Raw genomic sequence first — 21,016 nt, forward strand, 5'->3', positions numbered from 1 at the left:
TTTAAAATGGTTATGCCGATTTTCCTAAGATTTCCTGAATCAAACTATTCGATTGACTGCAAGACCGTAAGAGATCGAGTACTTACATAAAAAGTACCGAGGAACTTGCTCTTCGACGGCTGCAGTTTCGACTTCTGACACCCTGTCGACAGGTAATGCGCGGCGGCATCGCCGCCGCTATCTGATTCGGACAGCGTATGCATTTAAAACTCAAATTCGACCTTCAGTCCAACAGTTCTCGGTGCGCCAGGCGTACCGACGTTGCCCACCGGACCGGCAGTCTGCAGTGCAGACGTGAAGTACTCTTTATCGGTGAGATTCTTGCCGAAGACGCTGATCTTTGTTGCACTGGTCGACAGTTTGTAACTGAGCTGCGCGTCAAGTAATCCATAAGCTGGTTCCACCTGTCGGTTATCGGGATTGAAGTATTGCTTCGAGGTTCTGTAGTAATTGGTATCCAGACTGAAGTCTCCCAGTGAAGTCGGGATAACATAACTGAGTCCGATGCTATAGGTGAACTTCGGCGCGCGCGGCATACGATTGCCGCTCGCATCTCCAACCAAGACGTCCGGCAGATTGCCGAACGGCGGATCGGGATTGATGGTGTAGAACAGCGCGTCGTTGAATGACACGTACTCGGCATCGAGCCAAGTTGCGCCGAACCTGAGCACGAGATCTGTACTCAGTACCGCCTCGCCGTCGAGATCGATACCTTTGATGCGCGCGGTTTCTGCATTCTGCAAGGATACTCCGGTACCAGTGTCGCGCTGCACCTGTGGATCTGAAATGTCGTAGTAGAACGCAGAACCGTTGAGCCGTAGGCGTTGATCAAACCACTCGGTCTTCACACCGACTTCGTACGAGCGGAGTTTTTCCGGCTGTACCGCGTGTCCGTCAAAAGGCTGAAGATTGAAGACACCCGACTTATAACCCTCGCTCGTTGACGCAAAGATCAAGACGTCTTCGGTCAGATAATGATCCACTGCGATGCGCCATGTAATCTTGTCGAATTCCGCTTCGGATTGCAGCTGCGTACCCGGATCGACTATGGTGCCATCATCCAGCAATACCGAAAGGTGACCTTTACCCTCTAATTCATCGCGCGTATAGCGCACTCCGCCGGTGATCCTGGTAGCGGCACCGACGTTCAGAGTCGCCTGCGCGTACCCAGCGTACGACTTGGATCGCTGCGAACCAAAGAGGTCGAGCATGACGCCGGGCCCGAACGAATCTCCTAGTAGCCGCGTCGGCGTATAGGCATTGAATTGCCTCAGGAAGTACACACCGGCGATCCAGTCGACGGCACTGCCGCTACCGGACATGAGTTGAAACTCCTGGCTCGTTTGATCCGATTCATAAGGCTCCAGAGCGCCGTAGTAGTTCGTCGGCTGGAAGTCAACATCGATACTGATCATGCCCTCGATTTCGCGGTACGCCGTGATACTGACCAGGTTCGCGAAGGCAAGCTGCTGATCAATGCGCAGCGAGGCACCCCAGCTCTCCACCTCAGCATAAGTAGGAAAACCGCCCCGCGCGTCGTAGAACGACAATTCCGGCAGAGCGACAGCAAGATTTGTGAGATCGCCCTGTTGCTCATCACGAAACGCATGTTGCGCAAGACCTTGTCCGGTTTTCGAGTCGTTGTAGTCGAAAGCAAACTTGAGTTCGGTCCTATCGCCGGGCTTCAACACCAACTTGGAGCGCAGCGCCAGGTTCTCATCCGTATAAGTATCGGCGCCTGTGGTGATGTTGCGTCCCCAGCCGTTCTCCTGATTCGAATATATGACAGCCAGATCGGCCGCCGCCTGCGCGGTGCCGCCGCCGACATAACCGCTCGCCCGCAACCGATCGAATCTCTCGTAGGAGACCGAACCCTTCATTGTCATTTCCGGTGTAGGATCGCGGGTGATGATGTGCACCAACCCACCGGTGGAGTTACGCCCGAACAGGGTGCCTTGTGGTCCCTTGAGGACCTCTACCCGCTCGATGTTATTGAGTTCGAACAGGCTTGGAGCGATTCGGACATAATAGACGCCGTCGACGTAAACCGGGATACTGGCCTCGTTGCCGACGATCAATGATGGGTTACCCACGCCTCGCAGGAACGGTAGTGTCACCCCCAGCGAAGACTCGGCACTCAACGCCGGTACGATCGCCTTCAGGTCCGACACGTTGGTGACGTTCATGTTCGCGAGCGTACTGGAGTCGAAGGCAGATACCGAGAGCGGCACGTCCTGCAGGCGTTCCTGGCGTCGTTGCGCTGTCACAATGATCTCCTTGATCTCACCGCCTCTTAATTCTTCCTCTACAATTCCTGATTCAGCCGACACGTAACCTGGCAGATAAGTGACCGTCACAATCGCTGCCCAGGTGATTCTCAGACTGTTCATCGTGATTTCCCCCAATGCAAATGGATCGTTTATCGCAGTTGAACTCGTCTCACTGCATCCAGTACGGCATCGGCCAACTCGGGCCGGCAGATGAGAAGATCCGGCAGAAGAGGATTCTGCCGGTTATAGCGCAACGCACTGCCGTCGATACGTGACGCATGCAATCCGGCAGCAAGCGCCACCGCAACAGGTGCGCAGCTGTCCCACTCGTACTGGCCGCCGGAATGCAGATAGATATCTCCCTCGCCGAGCAACACGCTCATCGCCTTTACGCCGGCTGAACCCATCGGAATTAACTCGGCATCCAGCAGCTCGGCGACGGCAACTGCCTCCGTCGCCGGACGCGTGCGGCTCACCAGCATTCGCAGACGCCCCCTCGGGCAAGCGGCGGAGACGGCATGCGCGGTACTCAAGATCTGCCCCCGACTCGGCAAGGCGACTGCACCGGCGACCGCTCGGCCGTCGTGCACGAACCCGACATGCACGGCCCAATCGGTTCGCCCTTCCCCATATTCGCGCGTACCATCGAGCGGATCGACGATCCACACTCGATTCGACAAGAGTCGCTCCGGCTTCACCTCCTGCTCCGAGAGCACGGTATCATCGGGCCTCGCGCTACTCAGTGCGTCAACGATGAGCGTATTAGCAATGTGATCTCCCGCCTTCCCGAGCGCCTTGCCACTCAGCAGCTCTGATCTACGCACGCCAAGCAACAGCTCGCCCGCTGCTACAGCAATGGCATGGGCAGCTCCGCATCCTCTTGTAAACGCTGCATCAGCTGCTCTCCAGCACGGAGTCGACGATGTGAGCTGCTGCAGCCTGCGCTGACATGATCAGTGTATCGATGTGAATTTCGGCTCTCTCAGGCGCCTCATAGGGCGAATCTAGACCGGTAAAATTCTTGATCTCGCCGCGCCGCGCCTTACGGTAGAGGCCTTTGGGATCGCGGCGCTCAGCCTCTTCGAGCGGGGTATCGATGAACACTTCGTAGAATTCACCTGGCTGCAATAGTTCGCGTGCCATACGACGTTCGGAACGAAACGGCGAGATAAAGGACACAAGCACGATCAAGCCGGCGTCGACCATCAGCTTGGCAACCTCCGCGATCCGACGAACGTTTTCGACACGATCGACGTCACCGAATCCAAGATCCTTGTTGAGGCCGTGCCGCACATTATCGCCGTCGAGCGTGTAGGTGTGACGTCCGAGCGCATACAGCTGCTTCTCGACCAGGTTCGCGATCGTCGACTTACCGGCACTGGACAAGCCCGTAAACCACAGCACACAGGCGCGCTGATTCTTGAGGCGGGCGCGCGCCTGCTTATTCACGTCCATCACCTGCCAGCGGATGTTTTCGGCGCGGCGCAGAGCGAAGTTCACCAGGCCGGCACCGACCGTATCGTTAGACAATTTGTCAATCAAAATGAAAGCACCCATCTCACGATTTTCGACATAGGGGTCGAAAACAACCTGCTGATCGAGACTAAGATTGCACACGCCAATCTCGTTCAGCTTGAGCTGCCTAGTGGCGAGGTGCTCGAGCGTATTGACGTGCACCTTGTACTTGGGAGCGGTGATACTGCCCGTGACGGTGCGCGTACCGATTTTTATGAGATAAGGCCGACCCGGAAGCATCGGATCATCATGCATCCAGATGATCGTTGCCTGGAACTGATCGGTCATACCAGGTGGCGCGGTGGATGTGGCGAGTACATCCCCGCGGCTCACATCGATCTCATCCTGAAGCACAAGCGTGACCGACTGCCTGGCGACCGCCTCATCGACTTCACCGCTATAAGTCACTATGCGCGCTACACGAGTCTGCCGGCCTGATGGAAGCACCTGCACGGCGTCACCCTTGCGTATTACGCCGCTTACGATAGGGCCGGAAAAACCACGAAAATCTGAATTTGGGCGGTTAACCCACTGTACGAGCAACCGGAAGGGCTTCCGATTTAGGTCATCTTCGATTTCGATGCCTTCGAGATGATCCATGAGCGTCGGACCGGTATACCAAGCTGTATGCATGCTGCGTTCAAGCATATTGTCACCCTTCAACGCCGACAGCGGCACCGCTACAATATCGGTAAGGCCGATCTGCGTAGCGAATTCTCGATATTCGGCGACGATGGCTTCAAAGATACTTTGCGAGTAGTCGACCAAGTCCATTTTATTAATGGCAAGGACTACGTGACGAATACCGAGAAGCGAAACTATGTAGCTGTGCCTGCGTGTCTGCGTGAGCATCCCCTTACGTACATCGATCAGAATCACAGCTACGTCGGCGGTCGAGGCGCCGGTCGCCATATTACGAGTGTACTGCTCGTGGCCTGGTGTATCGGCAACAATGAATTTGCGTCGCTCCGTGGAAAAGAAGCGATAAGCGACATCGATCGTTATACCTTGTTCGCGCTCAGCTGCGAGACCGTCGACGAGCAAAGCAAAATCGAGCTCGCCACCTTGCGTTCCTACTTTCTTCGAGTCCGCTTCGAGTACGGCAAATTGATCCTCGAAGATAAGCTTCGATTCGTACAGCAATCTACCGATGAGTGTAGATTTTCCGTCATCGACACTACCGCAAGTTATAAAGCGCAACTGGCTCTTGTATTCCTGAGTCTTGAGATAGGCATCGATACTGTTCGGGATCAGGTCGGATCTATGCGTCATCAGAAATAACCTTCCTGTTTTTTCTTCTCCATCGACGCAGTGCCGTCATGGTCGATAACGCGACCCTGGCGCTCGGAACTAGTGGCGAGCAGCATCTCCTGGATGATCGATGGGAGCGTATCGGCCCGGCTCTCGATCGCGCCGGTGAGGGGATAGCAGCCAAGCGTGCGGAAACGTACCCAGCGTTCCTCCGGGCGCTCGCCCGGACGTAGCGGCAGACGCGCGTCATCCACCATGATCAACACGCCATTACGCCGCACCACCGGCCGCCGCTTCGAGAAATAAAGCGGTACAATAGGAATATTCTCTATATAGATGTACTGCCAGATATCGAGTTCGGTCCAGTTCGACAACGGAAACACTCGCAGACTCTCACCCTTGTTCTTACGCGTGTTGTATTGCTGCCAAAGCTCTGGACGCTGGCGCTTAGGGTCCCAGCGATGCTGGGCGGAACGGAACGAGAAGACGCGTTCCTTGGAGCGCGATCTTTCCTCATCACGACGTGCTCCACCGAAGGCGGCATCGAAACGGTATTTGTCGAGCGCCTGCTTGAGCGCCTGTGTCTTCATCACATCGGTGTACACCGTCGAACCGTGGGAAAAGGGGTTGATACCACGTGCCAATCCATCCAGATTGACGTGCACCAGCAACTCCAGATGCAACCTGTCTACCGTCTCATCGCGAAATGCGATCATGTCGTGAAACTTCCAGGTGGTATCCACGTGCAATAGCGGGAACGGCAACTTGGCGGGATGAAATGCCTTCATCGCTAAGTGCAGCATCACAGAACTGTCCTTGCCGATCGAATAAAGCATAACTGGTCGTTCGCACTCCGCGACCACCTCGCGCAGAATACGGATGCTTTCGGCCTCGAGAAACTGCAGATTCGTCAATCGTGAGGTATGCGGCGATGATTCCCGAGTAGTCGTCGGCGTTATCAGAGTCATCAGTATCTCCAGCGTCGCAGGGCGCCGTTACGACGTTTCGTAAGCTCCGCATTGCGTTCTTCAGGTGTTAGATAACGGGTGGATACCGGCAATGCGGAGCGAATGTCCACCAATGCAACCTTTTCCGTCCGCGGCATCACCACTTCACGCCCAGGCACCACGCGTAACTCGAGGAAGCCTTTACTATGACCGACCAGATCGAGCCAATTGGCTGCGCCCGGATCGCGAATCGACAGCACGAGCCGATATAGGCCATCGTCGTCCCGGACCGTTTGAAAACTATTGAGAGAACTCTGGTGATAGATCGGCTCGCAGGTCTGATGCCACACATCGGTCACCTGGGTACCCCAGTAAGGCACCGGCTCCCAGTCCAGGGTAATGATCAATGTCTCGTTCAGCTCCAGCTTGTAAGCCAGAAAGAAGTATCCGCTAGCTGCGTTGGCGCCGGGCCAGCTCGTTTCGTCTGTGACCATGACGTTATATCCCGCTCTACTTACCACGTCCTCGATCATCGATTGCGAGTAACGGCCGATGAACTCCTCCATGAATGCGACCGCGGTCTTCAGACGAACGGCCATGTCTGCTTCCGAGACATTCACCGGCCTGTCACGATTGGGCGCCAGCGGCGCGATGTGTATTTCGGAGGGTTGCTCGCTTTCCCAGTTGCCGAAAATTTCGCGAAAGAAGATGCAGCTGTTGGGTATCGACTCATCCAGCTGCAGCCAACGATCCCGCCGTTCGCGCGCACAAGCGATGAGCTCGAAATGGTCACCGGGCGCAATGCCCAAAACATCGAGCGACCAGGCACGTACACCGATGCTCTCCCTGCGCTCTCCCCAATAGCCATCCATCACCTGAATCAACGACAGACATGCACTGCCTCGCCGGCCCCAGATCCGATAGCTGCCGGCGCCATCGACGAATGACTGCCGGTATTGAATATCGGCCGAACCCCCACCCATCGAGTACGTCATCGGTTCAAGCTGACCGTGCAGGTAGAACCTCGGGTAGGCCGTATTCGGGGCGATGACACGGTTAAATGCGATCGCCTGGACTTGGTGGAATAGGTAATGGGCTCCAGGCCGATCCTGCGCATCGGCGGCATACGGGTGACCGAAGATCATGTCGCGGATTCGCTTGATCCCGTCCAGATATTCCTTCCAGGCGGCATCGGCTGAGGATGCTCTGTTCACGGCAGCTGTCCCACAGCCATCAGCTCGCAGCGATCGGCTGGCGGCGGCTCGACTCCAGCTCGCGGCCGAACCAGTCGAGATAGTCGTGCAACTCCCGGCGAACAAGCTCATCGGTGATACCGAACGCGGCTGCCGAGTACTTGTGAACACCGGCCCGATCCGCTTGATTGTTGCGCAACCAGCGATTCATATTGAGTTCGGCCTCAGCGGTGAGGCTGCGACCCATTTTCTCGTAGATTTCGCGGATTGTTCCTATCGGATTGGAGACAAACCGCGGATAATAGACATCGATGAAGCGCTCCTCTCCTGCAGCGCGCCGGATTTCCATCCCACGATTAAGCGTCTGCTTGATCGAATCAAGCGCGGTGGCGCCGAGCACGCCGCTACCGCCGAGGTCACCACAGCGGGCCCTGATGGTACCGAGAATACTTGCAAGCGATGAAGCCTGCGCCAGCGGATCACGATGCGTCCAGACGAAGTAGCCGTCCGGATACCGAAGCAACAGGGCCTGGAGGTAGACGCCATGCTCGACGGCCTTGGAAACCCACGTCCGTCCTTCGCGCCCCCATTGCAGATGCTGCAAAAATTTGTGATGGAAGTCGACCGCCTCGGACTGGTCCGCTTCCATGAACCATTTCCAGTAGGAACTCGTACCGAAATACGAGAAATAATGATATGAGGAAAAACTGATCTGGCCGATGCTGCCGCACTCGGCAAGCGCACGATAGCTGTCCTCGATGAAGTAAGGATGCTGCGACTCGATTCCAGCCATATCCTGCATGTACCAGCGCCAGATTTGCGCGACGCGTTCACGGCGCTGCTCCCCCATACCGAATCGGGGCGGCGGCGATGGCAGAATCGTCTCCCATAGCTCGGGAGAGAGATTGGCCGGATCCTGCGCGAATAGCGTCTGGATGAACGTGGATCCGGTACGACCCATGCCGATGAAGAAAATCGGCTTCTCGATGCGCACCTTGGCGATCTGGGGGTAGCGCTTGCGATCTTCGAGTACGAGGAGACGATTGACGAGAACCTCAACGAGACTGCGGCCGATGGAGGCGCGTGTCGACGTGTTGTACTTCGGCATCGCATCCACAACGAACGACGTAACGAGCGCCTGGAGAGCAGCGACGAAACGAGTGTCGCCCCAATCGGAAAGACCGGTTCGGCGCTCCGCCTCCTGCATGAGCAGATCGGCGTTAAGGTCGATCTCCGGACCTTCTTTGATCAGAAACATGCTATCTCTCGCGTATAAAGCGGTGACGCGATTGAAATTAGGTGCTATTCGATTCGACGTCCAATACCGTTTTTCATCTCGACCGATCACGAAGAGATATCGCTCGTCCGTGACTGCAAGAACAGAAGATCGCCCGGCATATGCCGATTTGTGGCTTCAAAGCGAGAGAATGGATCGGCCATCCTGCCGTTGCGGGGAGTTCTCGGACAGTGAGCGCAAACGCTCAGTGATCAACTCGTCGTCGAGCGAATGATGTCCAGAAACCGGCAGAGTAGATCGGAGGCGTTGTCCTTGCTCCACAGGATCGTGAGGTCGAAGCTGAGTTCGAGCTCAGGTATCTTCACGATGGCTACACGCGACCGCAAGTCGTTTCGAATATTCTCGGCAACCAGGCTGACGCCGACGCCATTTGCCACCAGACTGATGAGCATGTCGATGCTATCCGCCTCTTGTGCCTTATCGAGACGAATACCCACTTCTCTGCAGCGCTCCACGTAGAAATTGAAGCCAACACGCGGTGCCCTCTTGGAGGTATGCACGATAAACGGCTCGTCAGCGAGTTGTGCAGCCGTCACCACGGACGCCCTAGCCAGTGGATGGTTAAGCGAAGTAATCATGACCAAGTCGTCACGCTGTATGACGATCGAATCGAGCGAGGACAACTGTCTGAATTCTCCGCAGATGTCATACGCCCAGCAGATGTCAATCCTACCTTCCAGAAGTGCGTCAAGTTGATCCTGCTCGCCGAGTTCCAGCAGATCCAGGCGTGCATTTGGAAAACTGGTCTTAAATATAGCGATGGATTCTAAGAGTGCCGGATTTTGTGCGACGGCATCGTGAAAAGCGACGTAGATCTGTTGATGTCGGTAACTCTTTTCACGGATAAATTTTTCCTCGAATTGATCGAATTCCCCCAATAACCGTGCTACGTCAATGAAGACTTGCGTGCCGAGATTTGTTAGCACAACACCACGAGAGAAACGCGTAAACAGTGGCGCGCCGATTTCACGCTCCAGATCGTGCATATGTCGGGTAAGTGCAGGTTGAGCAATATGCAGCCGCTCGGCCGCCTTACGAAAGCTTCTGATCTCGGCGATAGCTACGAAATAACGTAATTGCCTGAGGTTCATTCTTTCGGCAGCGACCCACCAAAAAGGCAGAATGATAATTCTCCACTAGTCAGTGGTCCAGCCTGCCTAAAATAAATTACTCGACATGACAATAGTCTATGCATTAGCTATGTATCACAAACGAACGCATATCTACAACGTCTATCGATGGCTTGATCATTGACCGTTCTAAAATTGATATCAACGCTAATCAACTGTAAATATTGATTAAGATGACGTACATGGTGATACAAGAATTACGGTTGACTACAGGTATGACGTAATACTCCACGTTGTTTACTCTCCCTTACTGACGACTTACCGAGAAATGTCAGTCAGCTAGCGCCCCATAACAACCGTCTATTCATAACCGCAATTATGCGCATGAAAGACGCGATCATCTTGACGAATCAGAGGTGCATTGAATTGACGCAACGAGCGAACACTCGATGGGATGCTCAGAGAATATGCGAGGTGCACGACTGACTCTACTGCTCACGGAAAACCGTACTTGGAATGAGGTTTTACATATATCGAGCGCAGGTACGGATTCGTAGCGAGTTGGAGCTGACGATTCGTCTAGCTGCGTATCGCTGAACCCTGACGCTATCGTCAGCACACCCTAAACACTACGATTTTGAATACTATCGACATGGCACGCTTTCCTTATATGCGGCCTCCAATATCAAGGTCGATGAAGTCTTGGGAAAGGCTGTCGATCGGCATACCTCAGTCGAGTTCGTGGATTTCCCCAGCGACATCGTGGCAAACCGGCTACGCTGACAAAGGGATCCTCGTGATTACCGATAACATCTCGGTTCACATGATCAAGCGAATCACCGAGTTCCTGCAAACTCATCTGAACGTCCAGATGCGCTTTACGCTGAGTTTTTCTCCTGGCTCAGCCAGATCGGACTGTGGCTCGCCAAGATCAAGCGCGATGTAATCTCTCGCGGAGTATTCACCTCGGTTGTAAGCGTCATGCCGAGGCCGTATTGACTATCAGATCTTGATGTCGGCAAGGCGTTCGTTAATCTCGGCAAGATCAAAGTGCGTCGGGTCGAAGGATCCCCCGATCCAGCGCCGCAGGGTTTCATGCTCTTCGTTCGCAGGATCCCTCAGCGCCGCTAAAAACTCGAAGTAGCCTGGCACTCCGCCCACGTCTTCCGGCGGACAGGCATTTTCACCGGCGATGCAACGCACTGACGCAGTCTTCGGCTCGGCTGGCACCCGATCCTCCACGACGATACGGTGCTCCCAGTGATCGCCGAAGTCGTAGAGGTAGGTAAAGTGGCGTACACCCGCCTCGATCAACGGTTTCAAGCGCACCCGATTCTCATCGAGGCATCCGGCGTCCGGCCAGTCCTCATCGGGTATACCGTAACGCTGCCGGCCGATCTCAAACTCATGCGGGTGACCGCCCTGCCAACCCATGGTCCAGAGCAGCACGACATGTAGCTTTGGCAGCGCGATCGTGTCCGGCACCAGCACACGCCGCCAGATCATCGGCTCGATGTCCTCGAGTTCGATGCGAAGCTGGTAGCACAGCGCTGCGCTACGGGTTAGGCGGCGCGTGCCAGCCCGTGGGATAGGTGAGCGGCGACTCGCCATGGCAGCAACTCGTCGATGCGATTGATTGGATGATCGGCGATGCGCTCAAGCACGTACCGCAAGTAGGCTTGCGGATCGATGCCATTGAGCCGACAAGTACCGATCAGGCTGTACAGGCGTGCCGCCGTTTCCCCGCCCGCATCTGAGCCCGCGAACAGGTAGTTACGGCGACCGAGCACCAGCGCGCGGATCGCGCGCTCGGCGGCGTTGTTGTCGATCTCAATCCGTCCGTCACGAACATAACGGGTCAGCGCCTGCTACCTCCCCAGCGTGTACTGGATAGCGTAGGCCAGCGGTGACTTGACTGACAGCTGCGCGTGCGTGGCGGTAAGCCACGTCCGCAGCGCCTCCAACACCGGTGCGGCCCGCACGCCGCGCGCTTGTGCGCGCACCGAGGCGGGCTGCCCTCGGATCTGTAGCTCGATGGCGTACAGTTGCCCGATGCGCTGTAGCGCTTCCAACGCCGTCGGCGAACGTTCCGTGGCGTAGACTTCGTAGTACTTACGCCGTGCATGCGCCCAGCAAGCCGCTTCCTGCACACGGCCGTCCGCGTACAGGCCAGCAAAGCCGCTGTAACCGTCGGCTTGCAGGATGCCTGCGAAGCGACGCAAGTGCGCCTGCGCTCGCTGCGCCTTGCGATCCGGCGAGTAGCGATATGATCTTGCCTCGATTCGACGTACACCACCTATGCAGCCCTGAGACTGGATTCAGCAGCAGCCGGCGTCTGATAGCCGATCGATGAATGCATTCGTTGCAGATTGTAGAAGCCTTCTATCCAGTTGACGAGGTCGAGTCGAGCTTGGGCTCGCGTTTCGTAACGCAGTTGATAGACGCGCTCAACTTTCAACGTCTTGAAGAAACTTTCAATTGGGGAGTTGTCCCAGCAGTTCGCACGCCGACTCATCGACTGAACCATTCGGAAGTCCTTGATCATGTTGCGATATCGGTCGCTTGCGTACGGGCTGCCGCGATCGGTATGCATGATCAGATCCCCCGCCGGTTTGCGACGCCAATACGCCGAGCGCAGAGCGCTGCACACCAGGTCGGCATTGATGCGATCGCTCATTGAGCAGCCCACGATGCGCCGGCTGCTCAGATCCATCACCGCAGCCAAGTACAGCCAGCCCTCGCCGGTCGCAACGAACGTGATGTCGGCCACCCACGCCTGGTTGACCGACCAGCCATCGAATCGACGCTCCAGAACGTTGGCCGCGATCGGCTTGCGATGATTCGAGTCGGTCGTTACACGGTAGGCACGCTTGTAGACCGGCCGTAGACCCTGGCGGTGCAGGCTCTTGCGCACCCGTTCGTGGCCAACCGTGAGCCCCTGGCTGCGCAGGCCTTCTACGATCCGCGGACGCCCGTAGCTGCGTCCGCTAGCCGCATGCATCGCCGCCACTCGTGCGTCGAGCGCCGCATTGGCCAGTGTACGTTCGCTCGGCGGGCGGCCACGCCATTGGCAGTAGCCCGAGCGCGAGACGGCGAGCAGCCGGCACAATCGGCTCACACTGTACTGGTCGCGATGTGCTTCGATCCAGGCGTACCTCACCGCGATTCCCTTGCGAAATACGCCGCCGCTTTTTTTACGATCTCAAGATCTAACTTGGCGTTCGCCAGTTCGCGACGCAACCGGGTGTTCTCAATCTCCAACTCCGACACGGGCCGCTTTACCGGCGCTGCCCCAGGCTCGCCAAGCGTCCCCGCCTTGCTGCGGCGAACCCAGTTCGTTACCGTGGACTGCGGAATCCCTAAGCGCTTGGCTGCAGGATTACCTCCGATCGACGCCGCAAGTCGCACCGCTTCGATCTTGAACTCATCCGTATACTGCCGGTTCGGCGTGTACTCTTTCTTGCCCATTTCGTTCTCCCGTTCATCAGAAAATACCAATAATCTGATGTACGTGAAACCGAGGCAGCGTCAATACACCACCGCTGGCGGATCTGAGCCCGCCGAAGGTCGGTCATCGCGCACGTAAGTCCATAACCGGCCGGTCTGGGTTTTACCCCGTCCAGGGCTCAGCACCGGTACCGGGGTATCGTCAGCATGCAACTTCTGCGCGGACAGCACATAGCGCTCCAGCGCACCGATCACCGGCGACAACAACTTCGCCGTTTCGCCCACCCAAGAAGCCAACATCGCCCGCGGCAACTCCACAGCGCTGCGTCGATAGATCCCTTCCTGGCGGTACAGGGGACAGTGATCGGCATACTTGGCCGTGATCACTTGGGTCAGCAGTCCCGCCGTCGGCAACGCCCGCTCGAGCGGGCGGCGCGGTGCGGCAGCCTGCACGATGCGGGCGCAGCCGCGGCAGGCAAGCTTCGGGCGCACATGACGGATCACTTGGAAGTGGCCGGGTACGTAGTCGAGCTGCTCAGAGATATCCTCACCCAGGCGGCTGAGCGCACCGCCACAGTCCGGGCACTGACAGTGCTGTGGCCGATGCTCAAGGACCACACGCGGCAACTCGGGCGGCAGGGCACGCGGTGCCCGGGTGACTCGACGAGAACCGGGTGCTACGTCGACTGCCTCCAGCTTCGGCGGCTTGGCCGATGCCAAGTCCGTCGAAGCAGTTGCAGTGGGTTGCGCACTGGGCGGTGTCTCACCGCCGGTCAGTGGCAACTCAGGCGCTATGCTGTGATCGATGTTTTCCGCGGAGCGACCGAAACGCCAGCGGCGCAGACGAACTACTTCCGCCTTCAGCGCCTCAACCCACGCCGCATGTTTGAGTAACTGCTGTTTCAGTTCTTCGGGATCGTTCGGCAGGTCTGCGTAGTCAAGCGCCACCGACACATCTTAGTACATTCTCGATTGCGTCGGTGCGCTCGTTATCGACTTAATTTTTATGATCTTCTCAGCGCGTTGCCTACACCACGTGTAGTGGCTGAGAACTCGTGCGCTGTGGCCTTCTCCAGTCGATACCTTCCAGCAGCATCGACAACTGCGCAGGTGTGAGATGAACGGTGCCCGAGCTGGCCAGCGGCCACACGAACCGGCCGCGCTCTAGGCGCTTGGCGAACAAGCACAGTCCATCGCGATCCGACCATAGCACCTTGATTAGATCACCACGCCGACCCCGGAAGATGAACACATCTCCACCATAGGCGGGCTGTGCCAGGACCGTCTCCACCCAGGCCGCCAACCCATACATACCCCGACGCATATCGGTCACCCCGGCGGCGATCCAGATCCGCGTGCCTGCAGGCAACCCGATCATGCACACCGCACTAGGCAGTCCAGCGCCACCGACAGCGTCTGAGGATCGATGCGACCGTACAGTCGCAGCGTCCCGCCCGCCACGATCAGTTCCACATAGCCCCGGCTGGCCTGCGCCGGTGCGCTCGATTCCACTGCCTTCACTGCCAGCAAGGCGGGCACCGGCAACGTCGCCTGCCGCTTGCGCCGGGACGGACGTGCGCCATCGGCCTGTGATACCCACTTACGCAGCAGATTGGCGTTCACCCCGTGTAGCATCGCCGTGCGGGCTAGTGATACGCCGGGTTGCTGGCAGCGACGCACCAGCTCCTGTTTGGCTGCCTCGTCATACACGCACCGGCCGTCGCTCTTATGGCCTCGCAGCAGGTTCGGTACTAGGCTCTCTGAGTGCTCTGTCGTCATAGGTGTCCACCTTGGTTTGAAGTGGACACATCCTCATCGCTCAGCTCTCTAACGTACAGACGGCCTTGGGATGACGCTTACCCTCGGTTGCGGATCTCAGGGGAAAATTCATGCACTATATCCGCGGCTACAACAAGGCTTCGCGAATCCAAAAATAAGAGAAAGTATACTGACCCTCGTCGTCATATCAGTTTAGAATCAGTTGTTACAAACCACTAGAATCGTCTTGCACAGCATTGAGCTATCAAAATTGTGGAGCAACATCTCATCGGAGGAAGTGGCGTGAGCGAAACCAACACCCAATGGAATTTGATCTCGCGTCCGGAGGGCGAGGCGCGGCGAGAGCACTTCGAGGTCGTACAGCGGCCAAAGCCGGTACCGGGTCCCGGCGAGATTCTCGTCCGTAATATTTACCTATTCGTACCGCCCTCGATGCGACTGTGGATGAACGAAAAAGAGAGCTACTTTCCGCCGCAGCCGCTCGGCCAGCCGATGATGGGTATCACGCTCGGTATCGTCGAAAAGTCGACCGTCGCCGATCTACCGGCCGGCACTTACGTCAACGGCATGGGCGGCTGGCAGCAGTGGTACCTGGCATCAGCCGACCAGCTGCAAGCCGTACATCCGCATCCTCGCGTGCCGCTTGCGGCCTACCGCACCGTGCTGGAGGCACAGGGCCTCACGGCCTATTGCGGCCTGACGGAAATAGGTCAACCCAAGCCCGGTGACACGCTGGTCGTCACTTCGGCTGCAGGTAGCGTCGGCTCGCTGGTTTGCCAGATCGGCAGAAAGTTAGGGTTACGAGTCGTAGGTATCGCAGGAGGAGCGGAAAAGTGCCGCTGGCTGCTCGACTACTGTGGAGTAGCGGGCGCCATCGACTACCGCGCCGAGGACGTCGGCGCACGGCTCGACGCTCTTTGCCCCCAGGGTATCGATGTCGTCTTTGAAAACGTTGGCGGCCCGGTCATGGACCTGATCCTGGACCGTATCAATACCGGAGCCCGGATTGCCCTGTCCGGTCTCATCGCCAGCTACAACGCAGCCACTGTGCAGAGCACGCGCTCATTGATGCAGCTGGTCAACAAATCCGCACGTATGGAAGGTTTTCTAGTACTTAACTTTCTACATCGGGGTCCGGAGGTGATCGCCAAGCTGCAGGATTGGATTCTCGACGGTAGTCTCCAATACCAGATGGAGATCCTCGACGGCCTCGATCGCGTCTTAGAGGCGATGTCCCGCGTCTTCCACGGACAGAATCATGGCGTACAGTTGGTGCGGATTTCGCCGGAACAGTGATCGCACCGGCGCGTCCGCCCGTTGTACCTCATCCTGGACGATCCCGCGGCATCTCAGTCTGAACGGTCCAGCAACGTGTACGAGTAATCGCTGCGATCACGCGCCGACGGACGAATCGTTGCTTCCGGATTGTTCGGCACGATCAGCGCTGGGCCGGCGATGTTCGACATCGTACCACCCACGGGCTCGACCCGGTCCCAGTCATGCACCGAGCAACGGTGCCGGAACGCCCACACGCCGTTGATGTATTCCAGCTGGTCCAGATAGCGGCCGCCACCGAAAATATCGACCACTTCTTCGCCGCGTGGGACTCGCAGGGTGACATTCCAGTAACTCTCACTGACAGCCCGATCGCCGGTGACTTCGATAACGATGTTACTGAGTACATGTCGCGTTCCCTGCATCGCTGCATGCACCGGCCACAACCAATCGATAAAGCCTTCCGCCGAACCTGCATACAACGGCGCATGTTCGTCCGTGCCGCCGGGATGCCAGCAGGACAACGTCAGTTCCCGGTCCATGCGGTCCATACCGCGACAATAGCGATGCAGCACTTCGGTAATGGCTAGTCTCGCCGCGACGTCCGCAGCGCTTGGAGTCTTTATGCCCCTGATCATTCGTCGTTGCATCTTCGTTGATCCTCCGAATTCTCCAAGCATTTGCCGCTGACGATCTATCGCAGCGGGCAGCGTACACAGGCAGTTCGAATGCCCAGGCCACACAGCCTACCGGCTCCCCTTGCCGCCACTCGCAGTCTGCACGTCCCCTATAGCTGTGCTGCCGCCATGAGACTCAGCACATCGTTCGTACCGTCAGCGACCGTCCCCATACGCACGTCGCGCAAGAGTTTTTCGATCGGATACTCCTCGGTCTTAGCGTAGCCGCCGAAAATTTCGAACGCAGTGCTCACGACCTCGAGCGCAAACTGCGAGCCCGTCACTTTCGCCGATGCCGCCAGCGGAAAATACGGTGACGGATTGCCCGCATGCGTCACCATCACGTGTCGAGCCAGCGCCCGAGCCGCCTGAATCTTTCGATACATGTCGAAGAGCTTCAACCGGATCGCCTGATGCTCGAAGATCGGCTTACCACCCTGGACGCGTATCTTCGCGTAGGCGAGTGCGTGTTCGAAAGCGGCGCGTGCGACGCCCACCAGGAAGATCGCCATGCCCGGATTCGCACCGACGAGAATGCCGCGCAGAAGCGCCGGATATTCCTTCGGTCCGCAAACCATATAGCTTGCCGGAATCTCGACGTCGTCAAAGAAAATCTCCGAATCGCTCATCGATCGAACACCCATTTTGCGCACCGGAGGACTGCGCCGCACGCCCGGCAGATCCAGCGGTACGAGGAATGCGCCGAATCCTGGCGCTCCGGTACCGTCGTCGTAGCGGCAGAACAGCGACATGTCCTTCGCGATCGAGCCGTTCGATACCCAGGCCGATTTCTGCCCGCGAATCACGATCCGTTCGCCGCGTCGGATTGCCACGCAGCTGCTATGCTTTCCCCCGTGCTCGATCGGACTCAATGATCGCTCGAAATCCAGCAGGTCGCTGCCATGATCCGGCTCGGTGATACCCCAGCAGCCGATCCGATCGGGCGTGAATATTTGTTCGAGATCCGCGCGCCCCATGGCCTGGGCCAAAGCCGACGGGAAGCTGGCGCCGTAGAAACCCCAGCCCAGTCCGAGATCGCCCCAGCCCAGCTCCTCGTGCACGAGATACGTCAGACGCGCAACCTCGACCGGCGAAAGCCCGCGCGCGGCATCCGTCAGATCGAGGCCGAGCTCCAGATACTGCCGCCGTGCCGCCCAATACGGCGAATCGGGCGCGATGACCTGCTCCGGCGTCATCCGATCGAGCACGATACCGACCGGCCGCATCACTTCGCGTGCGTAGCGATGGGCGGTCGCCTGAATCGCCCGCTCCTCATCTGACAAGTCTGCCTCTACGGGCGGCCCTGATACTTCCGTCACGCTGATCTCCTTTAGAAGTCGAAGCCATTCGATTGGCCCGGCGCGAGATCTTTTGACGGGTCCGGAAACATCACACGGCGTGCAAGCATGGTGTCGAAGAACTCCCACACCTGTACGATCTTGCCGCCGCGAACCTCGAAGAGATGGCAGTAGCGCTGGTCGTAACGCTCACCGTTCGTGCCGAAGCCATCCGCCTCCATGAGGCACACGACGCGCTCGCCATCCGAGCAGAAGTACTTGAGCTTCTTGCAGAACTTGAAATTCTTCGCATCCAGCGCACCGAACACCTGCGGGAGAATGTCGCGCTCCATTGCCGCGCGGCCACGAACCTGCCCCGAAATGGGCGAGTGGCCGCTGATGTTGTAGACCACGTCGGGACTCTGGCAAGCCCAGAACTTCTCGATATCCATCGTCGCCAGCGCATCATAAAACTTCTGAACCACTGCTTCGTTTTCACGGTTCATATCCGAGCTCTCCTCGTTGAATTCTCCGGTATCGAATGACTTATCGGTTCATCCACCTCGCACACCGCAACACGCAGGAACTCATCCAGCAGCATGACGATCTCGCGATAGAACGGACTCGCCGCTGTTTTCTCCAGTCGCGCCCGCATCTCAGGCACCCAGCGTCCCGGATGCCGTGCAATAAAATCCCGCTCAGCACGCCGGTAGGGCAATGTATCGTCGCCATCACCCGCCTCCGCCTGCCGAAAGGACAAAAAATGTAAAAACTCGAGTTCAGCTCCGAGTTGATCAGGCATTTCGTTGAGATCTGGAGATAGACGCAGACCGAAATGGTCGTAAAAACGTATGACTTCTTCCATGACCTTCAAACGTTGCGTGCCGCCGTAGGCACCTCCGTGGAGCGGACACGGCGGCTTCCCGCCCGTGCCTACATCGAACAATGCCGAATAGTCGGCTGCAAGCTCCTCTGCGTCAGGCACAGTTCGAAGCGCCGCCGCATCAAACCTTCCGTGAAGCGATAGACTCATGCCGGGCAGCAACTGCATCAGTCTATCGTGCAGTTCACCGGCAGCAAGCACTTTGTATAGCGTCTCGTCAGGATATTCCAGCGCGCTTGCGAACACCCGATACAGCCCACTGCGTGCCCAGGCGCTCACTCATACCTTCCTGCGGACGAGCCGATCAAAGAAATGAACCGGCTTTTCATGATCGGTCAGTGGATCGCCTGCGGCGAGCGGGTCATGCTTACCCTCATCCACGCAGTCGCCCAATGCGAACGGCTGTTCAACCGTCGCAGGGTCACGGTCGAATCCCCCAAAGTTATTCTTCCACTCGTAAGCTACGAGGATATCGATGAGTTCTGACTGACCGCCCTGTTTTACCTTCTTCATTTCCGTATGCAGCACATCAAGTGCGTCTACGACCGCAGGTCCGAACAACGATATCAAATAGTCCATAGGGATGCGTGGCTTCGAAAAATCAATATTTCCGTTTTCGTCAATACGTGCGGGATTGAGTGGTGGCACGTAAAATACATTCGGCCCCGTCTCAAATTCCGGGTGCAGAGGCACTGCCGCCTTCCACTTCTCCACGAGCTTCCAGATCGGGCCATCCTGATCATCTCGATAACCTACGAAGCGCAACCTTCCCGGACATTGCCGAGCACAGGCTGGCGCCACGCCTTTCTCGATACGAGGAAAACAAAAGATGCATTTTTGCACGACCTTCTTCACGTGATTGAAGTAGATCTTCTTATATGGGCAAGCCGTCATACAGAAGCGATAGCCGCGGCAGCGATCCTCATTGACGACCACGATGCCGTCCTGTTCACGCTTCTCGATTGCCCCGCGTGGACACGCCGCAATGCATGCAGCATGTGTGCAATGATTACAGATACGCGGCAAATAGAATGAATAGGCATTCGGATACTCGCCAGCACCCTGATCTTCGTCCCAGTTTGGACCCCACTGCGGAGTATCACCCTTCGGACGCAGGTGCTCCTGCGTGCCGTGGCCGCCGGTAAATACATCCTCGTGGTTAAACTCCCAAGCATCACCAAAGTCACGGCGCACTGGCAACTTACCGTCCTGCGCCTGTCCATTACGAAATCCCCCTCCGGAGTTCTCCCAGCCTTTTGGCGTCCCCTTTCCGGGTTGGGTATTCACGGTGTTCCACCACATGTAGTCCATGCCATCTTCGCGTGTCCACAGCTGTTTGCAGGCAATGCTACAGGTCTGACAACCGATACACTTATTGAGGTCCATGACCATCGCCAATTGTCGCTGTGACATCACATACCCTCACTAAAGTGATTCCGCCATATGACGGCTGTCGATGAGATACATGTCATGACGCTGCGTCCAGTATCAGATCCTCGATACTCAACGCAAAAGATTTGATACCAGCGCGTTCCTGATTGCCACCCTCCCAGATCGCCACTCCGTAGGGCAACTGCTCGGCTGGTTTCATCTGGGCGATGGGTTCAGACGTCTTCAGGGCAAGCGCACGCGTGATGACCACGCTCCATGTGCCTTTGCGCCATTGCTGATTACATATCACCGTCTTTGGCGTCACGGTACGAGTCGTTCCGTAGCCCTCTGACACTATATTTCGTCCATCCACCCCCTCGTCCGCACGCCAATACCACGCATTGACCGGCGCACCCTTCTGTCCCATCAATAGGATCGGTGCCTTCGGTACCGACGGCAGCATGATTGCGGCTGCATCCACAAATTGATCGTTATCGACGATCCGTTCATCAACGCTCGCATCAGCCCATTCCAATCGGAATCCCAGCACCGTGCCGTTATGCAGTGCCGCCAGTCGCGCCTGTGTAACCACGCCATGTTTACGGCCCTTCCATTGTGCTCGGATCGCGTCAGTGGGCTGCATTGCTATCGGCGTTTCTACCATCTGCAGGTTCACGCCATTCGCACGACCCCAGCAGTCATGATCGATGACGAGATAATCCTTAAGTGTGAGCTCTGGCGTATAAATAGCTCGCATACGGACG

Annotated in this window: 18 protein-coding genes and 3 pseudogenes; 1 reads left to right on the top strand and 20 read right to left on the bottom strand. The window is 57.2% G+C overall.

Annotation, left to right across the window (positions count from 1 at the left end):
* Window positions 1-203: 203 nt before the first annotated feature.
* The 14 genes and pseudogenes from ACG33_RS10580 to ACG33_RS15780 all read right to left on the bottom strand — a co-directional run bounded on the left by ACG33_RS10580 (window position 204) and on the right by ACG33_RS15780 (window position 14,769).
* Window positions 204-2,390: a TonB-dependent receptor gene (locus ACG33_RS10580; RefSeq protein ID WP_066921042.1), complete on the bottom strand. Its 2,187-nt coding sequence runs from the start codon at window positions 2,388-2,390 to the stop codon at window positions 204-206.
* A gap of 29 nt (window positions 2,391-2,419) precedes the next feature.
* Window positions 2,420-3,127, bottom strand: a complete 708-nt coding sequence (locus ACG33_RS10585) for a 3'(2'),5'-bisphosphate nucleotidase CysQ (protein ID WP_066921044.1) — start codon at window positions 3,125-3,127, stop codon at window positions 2,420-2,422.
* Window positions 3,128-3,164: 37 nt separating this feature from the next.
* Window positions 3,165-5,057: a sulfate adenylyltransferase subunit CysN gene (cysN, locus tag ACG33_RS10590; RefSeq protein WP_066921046.1), complete on the bottom strand. Its 1,893-nt coding sequence runs from the start codon at window positions 5,055-5,057 to the stop codon at window positions 3,165-3,167.
* Window positions 5,057-6,004 carry a sulfate adenylyltransferase subunit CysD gene (gene cysD / locus ACG33_RS10595; RefSeq protein ID WP_066921047.1) on the bottom strand — a complete coding sequence of 316 codons (948 nt, stop codon included), beginning with the start codon at window positions 6,002-6,004 and terminating at the stop codon, window positions 5,057-5,059. The genes cysN and cysD overlap by 1 nt, the downstream gene beginning before the upstream one ends.
* A complete protein-coding gene (locus ACG33_RS10600; protein ID WP_066921050.1) occupies window positions 6,004-7,197 on the bottom strand; it encodes a hypothetical protein in 1,194 nt (397 codons plus the stop codon). Before ACG33_RS10600 ends, cysD begins: the two co-directional genes overlap by 1 nt.
* A gap of 19 nt (window positions 7,198-7,216) precedes the next feature.
* Window positions 7,217-8,434 carry a sulfotransferase family protein gene (locus tag ACG33_RS10605; protein WP_066921052.1) on the bottom strand — a complete coding sequence of 406 codons (1,218 nt, stop codon included), beginning with the start codon at window positions 8,432-8,434 and terminating at the stop codon, window positions 7,217-7,219.
* Window positions 8,435-8,664: 230 nt separating this feature from the next.
* Complete coding sequence (locus ACG33_RS10610; RefSeq protein ID WP_066921054.1) at window positions 8,665-9,564, bottom strand: LysR family transcriptional regulator; 900 nt, start codon at window positions 9,562-9,564, stop codon at window positions 8,665-8,667.
* 981 nt (window positions 9,565-10,545) lie between these two features.
* Window positions 10,546-11,154: a plasmid pRiA4b ORF-3 family protein gene (locus ACG33_RS10615; RefSeq protein ID WP_157071757.1), complete on the bottom strand. Its 609-nt coding sequence runs from the start codon at window positions 11,152-11,154 to the stop codon at window positions 10,546-10,548.
* Window positions 11,106-11,810: pseudogene (gene tnpC / locus ACG33_RS16760) on the bottom strand (IS66 family transposase); the annotation flags it as partial. The pseudogene tnpC (ACG33_RS16760) and the gene ACG33_RS10615, both read right to left, overlap by 49 nt.
* A gap of 29 nt (window positions 11,811-11,839) precedes the next feature.
* A protein-coding gene (locus tag ACG33_RS10630) for an IS3 family transposase (protein WP_157071676.1) occupies window positions 11,840-13,011 on the bottom strand; the annotation gives its coding sequence in 2 pieces (ribosomal slippage) (window positions 11,840-12,729 and window positions 12,729-13,011; 1,173 coding nt in all).
* A 69-nt stretch (window positions 13,012-13,080) separates the two neighbouring features.
* Window positions 13,081-13,644: pseudogene (gene tnpC / locus ACG33_RS10640) on the bottom strand (IS66 family transposase); the annotation flags it as partial.
* Window positions 13,645-13,662: 18 nt separating this feature from the next.
* Window positions 13,663-13,944: pseudogene (locus tag ACG33_RS17085) on the bottom strand (hypothetical protein); the annotation flags it as partial.
* A gap of 73 nt (window positions 13,945-14,017) precedes the next feature.
* Window positions 14,018-14,368, bottom strand: a complete 351-nt coding sequence (gene tnpB / locus ACG33_RS10645) for an IS66 family insertion sequence element accessory protein TnpB (RefSeq protein ID WP_066921061.1) — start codon at window positions 14,366-14,368, stop codon at window positions 14,018-14,020.
* Window positions 14,365-14,769: a transposase gene (locus ACG33_RS15780; RefSeq protein ID WP_083536758.1), complete on the bottom strand. Its 405-nt coding sequence runs from the start codon at window positions 14,767-14,769 to the stop codon at window positions 14,365-14,367. The genes tnpB and ACG33_RS15780 overlap by 4 nt, the downstream gene beginning before the upstream one ends.
* Window positions 14,770-15,051: 282 nt before the next feature.
* Here ACG33_RS15780 and ACG33_RS10655 point away from each other — a divergent pair, with 282 nt between their 5' ends.
* On the top strand, window positions 15,052-16,065 hold the full coding sequence (locus tag ACG33_RS10655) for an NADP-dependent oxidoreductase (protein ID WP_210399016.1): 1,014 nt from the start codon (window positions 15,052-15,054) through the stop codon (window positions 16,063-16,065).
* Between the two features lie 53 nt (window positions 16,066-16,118).
* Here the strand turns inward: ACG33_RS10655 and ACG33_RS10660 are convergent, their stop codons facing one another.
* The 6 genes from ACG33_RS10660 to ACG33_RS10685 all read right to left on the bottom strand — a co-directional run bounded on the left by ACG33_RS10660 (window position 16,119) and on the right by ACG33_RS10685 (window position 21,009).
* The gene (locus ACG33_RS10660; protein WP_168160068.1) at window positions 16,119-16,694 is read right to left on the bottom strand and encodes a nuclear transport factor 2 family protein; all 576 of its coding nucleotides are present in this window, start codon (window positions 16,692-16,694) and stop codon (window positions 16,119-16,121) included.
* 137 nt (window positions 16,695-16,831) lie between these two features.
* Window positions 16,832-18,040, bottom strand: coding sequence for an acyl-CoA dehydrogenase family protein (locus ACG33_RS10665; protein ID WP_157071758.1), 1,209 nt, complete (start codon window positions 18,038-18,040; stop codon window positions 16,832-16,834).
* A gap of 11 nt (window positions 18,041-18,051) precedes the next feature.
* Window positions 18,052-18,504 carry a nuclear transport factor 2 family protein gene (locus ACG33_RS10670; protein WP_066921069.1) on the bottom strand — a complete coding sequence of 151 codons (453 nt, stop codon included), beginning with the start codon at window positions 18,502-18,504 and terminating at the stop codon, window positions 18,052-18,054.
* Window positions 18,501-19,160 (bottom strand): molecular chaperone TorD family protein, encoded by a 660-nt coding sequence (locus ACG33_RS10675; RefSeq protein WP_066921072.1) that lies wholly within the window; start codon window positions 19,158-19,160, stop codon window positions 18,501-18,503. The genes ACG33_RS10670 and ACG33_RS10675 overlap by 4 nt, the downstream gene beginning before the upstream one ends.
* Entirely contained in the window at window positions 19,161-20,294 is a 1,134-nt protein-coding gene (locus ACG33_RS10680; protein ID WP_210399018.1) for a 4Fe-4S dicluster domain-containing protein, read from the bottom strand. It lies immediately after the preceding gene.
* A 55-nt stretch (window positions 20,295-20,349) separates the two neighbouring features.
* Window positions 20,350-21,009: an ethylbenzene dehydrogenase-related protein gene (locus ACG33_RS10685; protein ID WP_066921074.1), complete on the bottom strand. Its 660-nt coding sequence runs from the start codon at window positions 21,007-21,009 to the stop codon at window positions 20,350-20,352.
* Window positions 21,010-21,016 lie beyond the last annotated feature (7 nt).

It is taken from the genome of Steroidobacter denitrificans (genome assembly GCF_001579945.1).
Taxonomy (GTDB): Bacteria; Pseudomonadota; Gammaproteobacteria; order Steroidobacterales; family Steroidobacteraceae; genus Steroidobacter; species Steroidobacter denitrificans.

Excerpts from the sequence above, each read along its gene's own strand:
- ACG33_RS10580 (WP_066921042.1), bottom strand. The coding sequence starts at position 2,390 with ATGAACAGTCTGAGAATCACCTGGGCAGCGATTGTGACGGTCACTTAT.
- cysN (WP_066921046.1), bottom strand. The coding sequence starts at position 5,057 with ATGACGCATAGATCCGACCTGATCCCGAACAGTATCGATGCCTATCTC.
- cysD (WP_066921047.1), bottom strand. The coding sequence starts at position 6,004 with ATGACTCTGATAACGCCGACGACTACTCGGGAATCATCGCCGCATACC.
- ACG33_RS10605 (WP_066921052.1), bottom strand. The coding sequence starts at position 8,434 with ATGTTTCTGATCAAAGAAGGTCCGGAGATCGACCTTAACGCCGATCTG.
- ACG33_RS10610 (WP_066921054.1), bottom strand. The coding sequence starts at position 9,564 with ATGAACCTCAGGCAATTACGTTATTTCGTAGCTATCGCCGAGATCAGA.
- ACG33_RS10615 (WP_157071757.1), bottom strand. The coding sequence starts at position 11,154 with ATGGCGAGTCGCCGCTCACCTATCCCACGGGCTGGCACGCGCCGCCTA.
- tnpB (WP_066921061.1), bottom strand. The coding sequence starts at position 14,368 with ATGATCGGGTTGCCTGCAGGCACGCGGATCTGGATCGCCGCCGGGGTG.
- ACG33_RS15780 (WP_083536758.1), bottom strand. The coding sequence starts at position 14,769 with ATGACGACAGAGCACTCAGAGAGCCTAGTACCGAACCTGCTGCGAGGC.
- ACG33_RS10660 (WP_168160068.1), bottom strand. The coding sequence starts at position 16,694 with ATGCAACGACGAATGATCAGGGGCATAAAGACTCCAAGCGCTGCGGAC.
- ACG33_RS10670 (WP_066921069.1), bottom strand. The coding sequence starts at position 18,504 with ATGAACCGTGAAAACGAAGCAGTGGTTCAGAAGTTTTATGATGCGCTG.
- ACG33_RS10680 (WP_210399018.1), bottom strand. The coding sequence starts at position 20,294 with ATGTCACAGCGACAATTGGCGATGGTCATGGACCTCAATAAGTGTATC.
- ACG33_RS10685 (WP_066921074.1), bottom strand. The coding sequence starts at position 21,009 with ATGCGAGCTATTTATACGCCAGAGCTCACACTTAAGGATTATCTCGTC.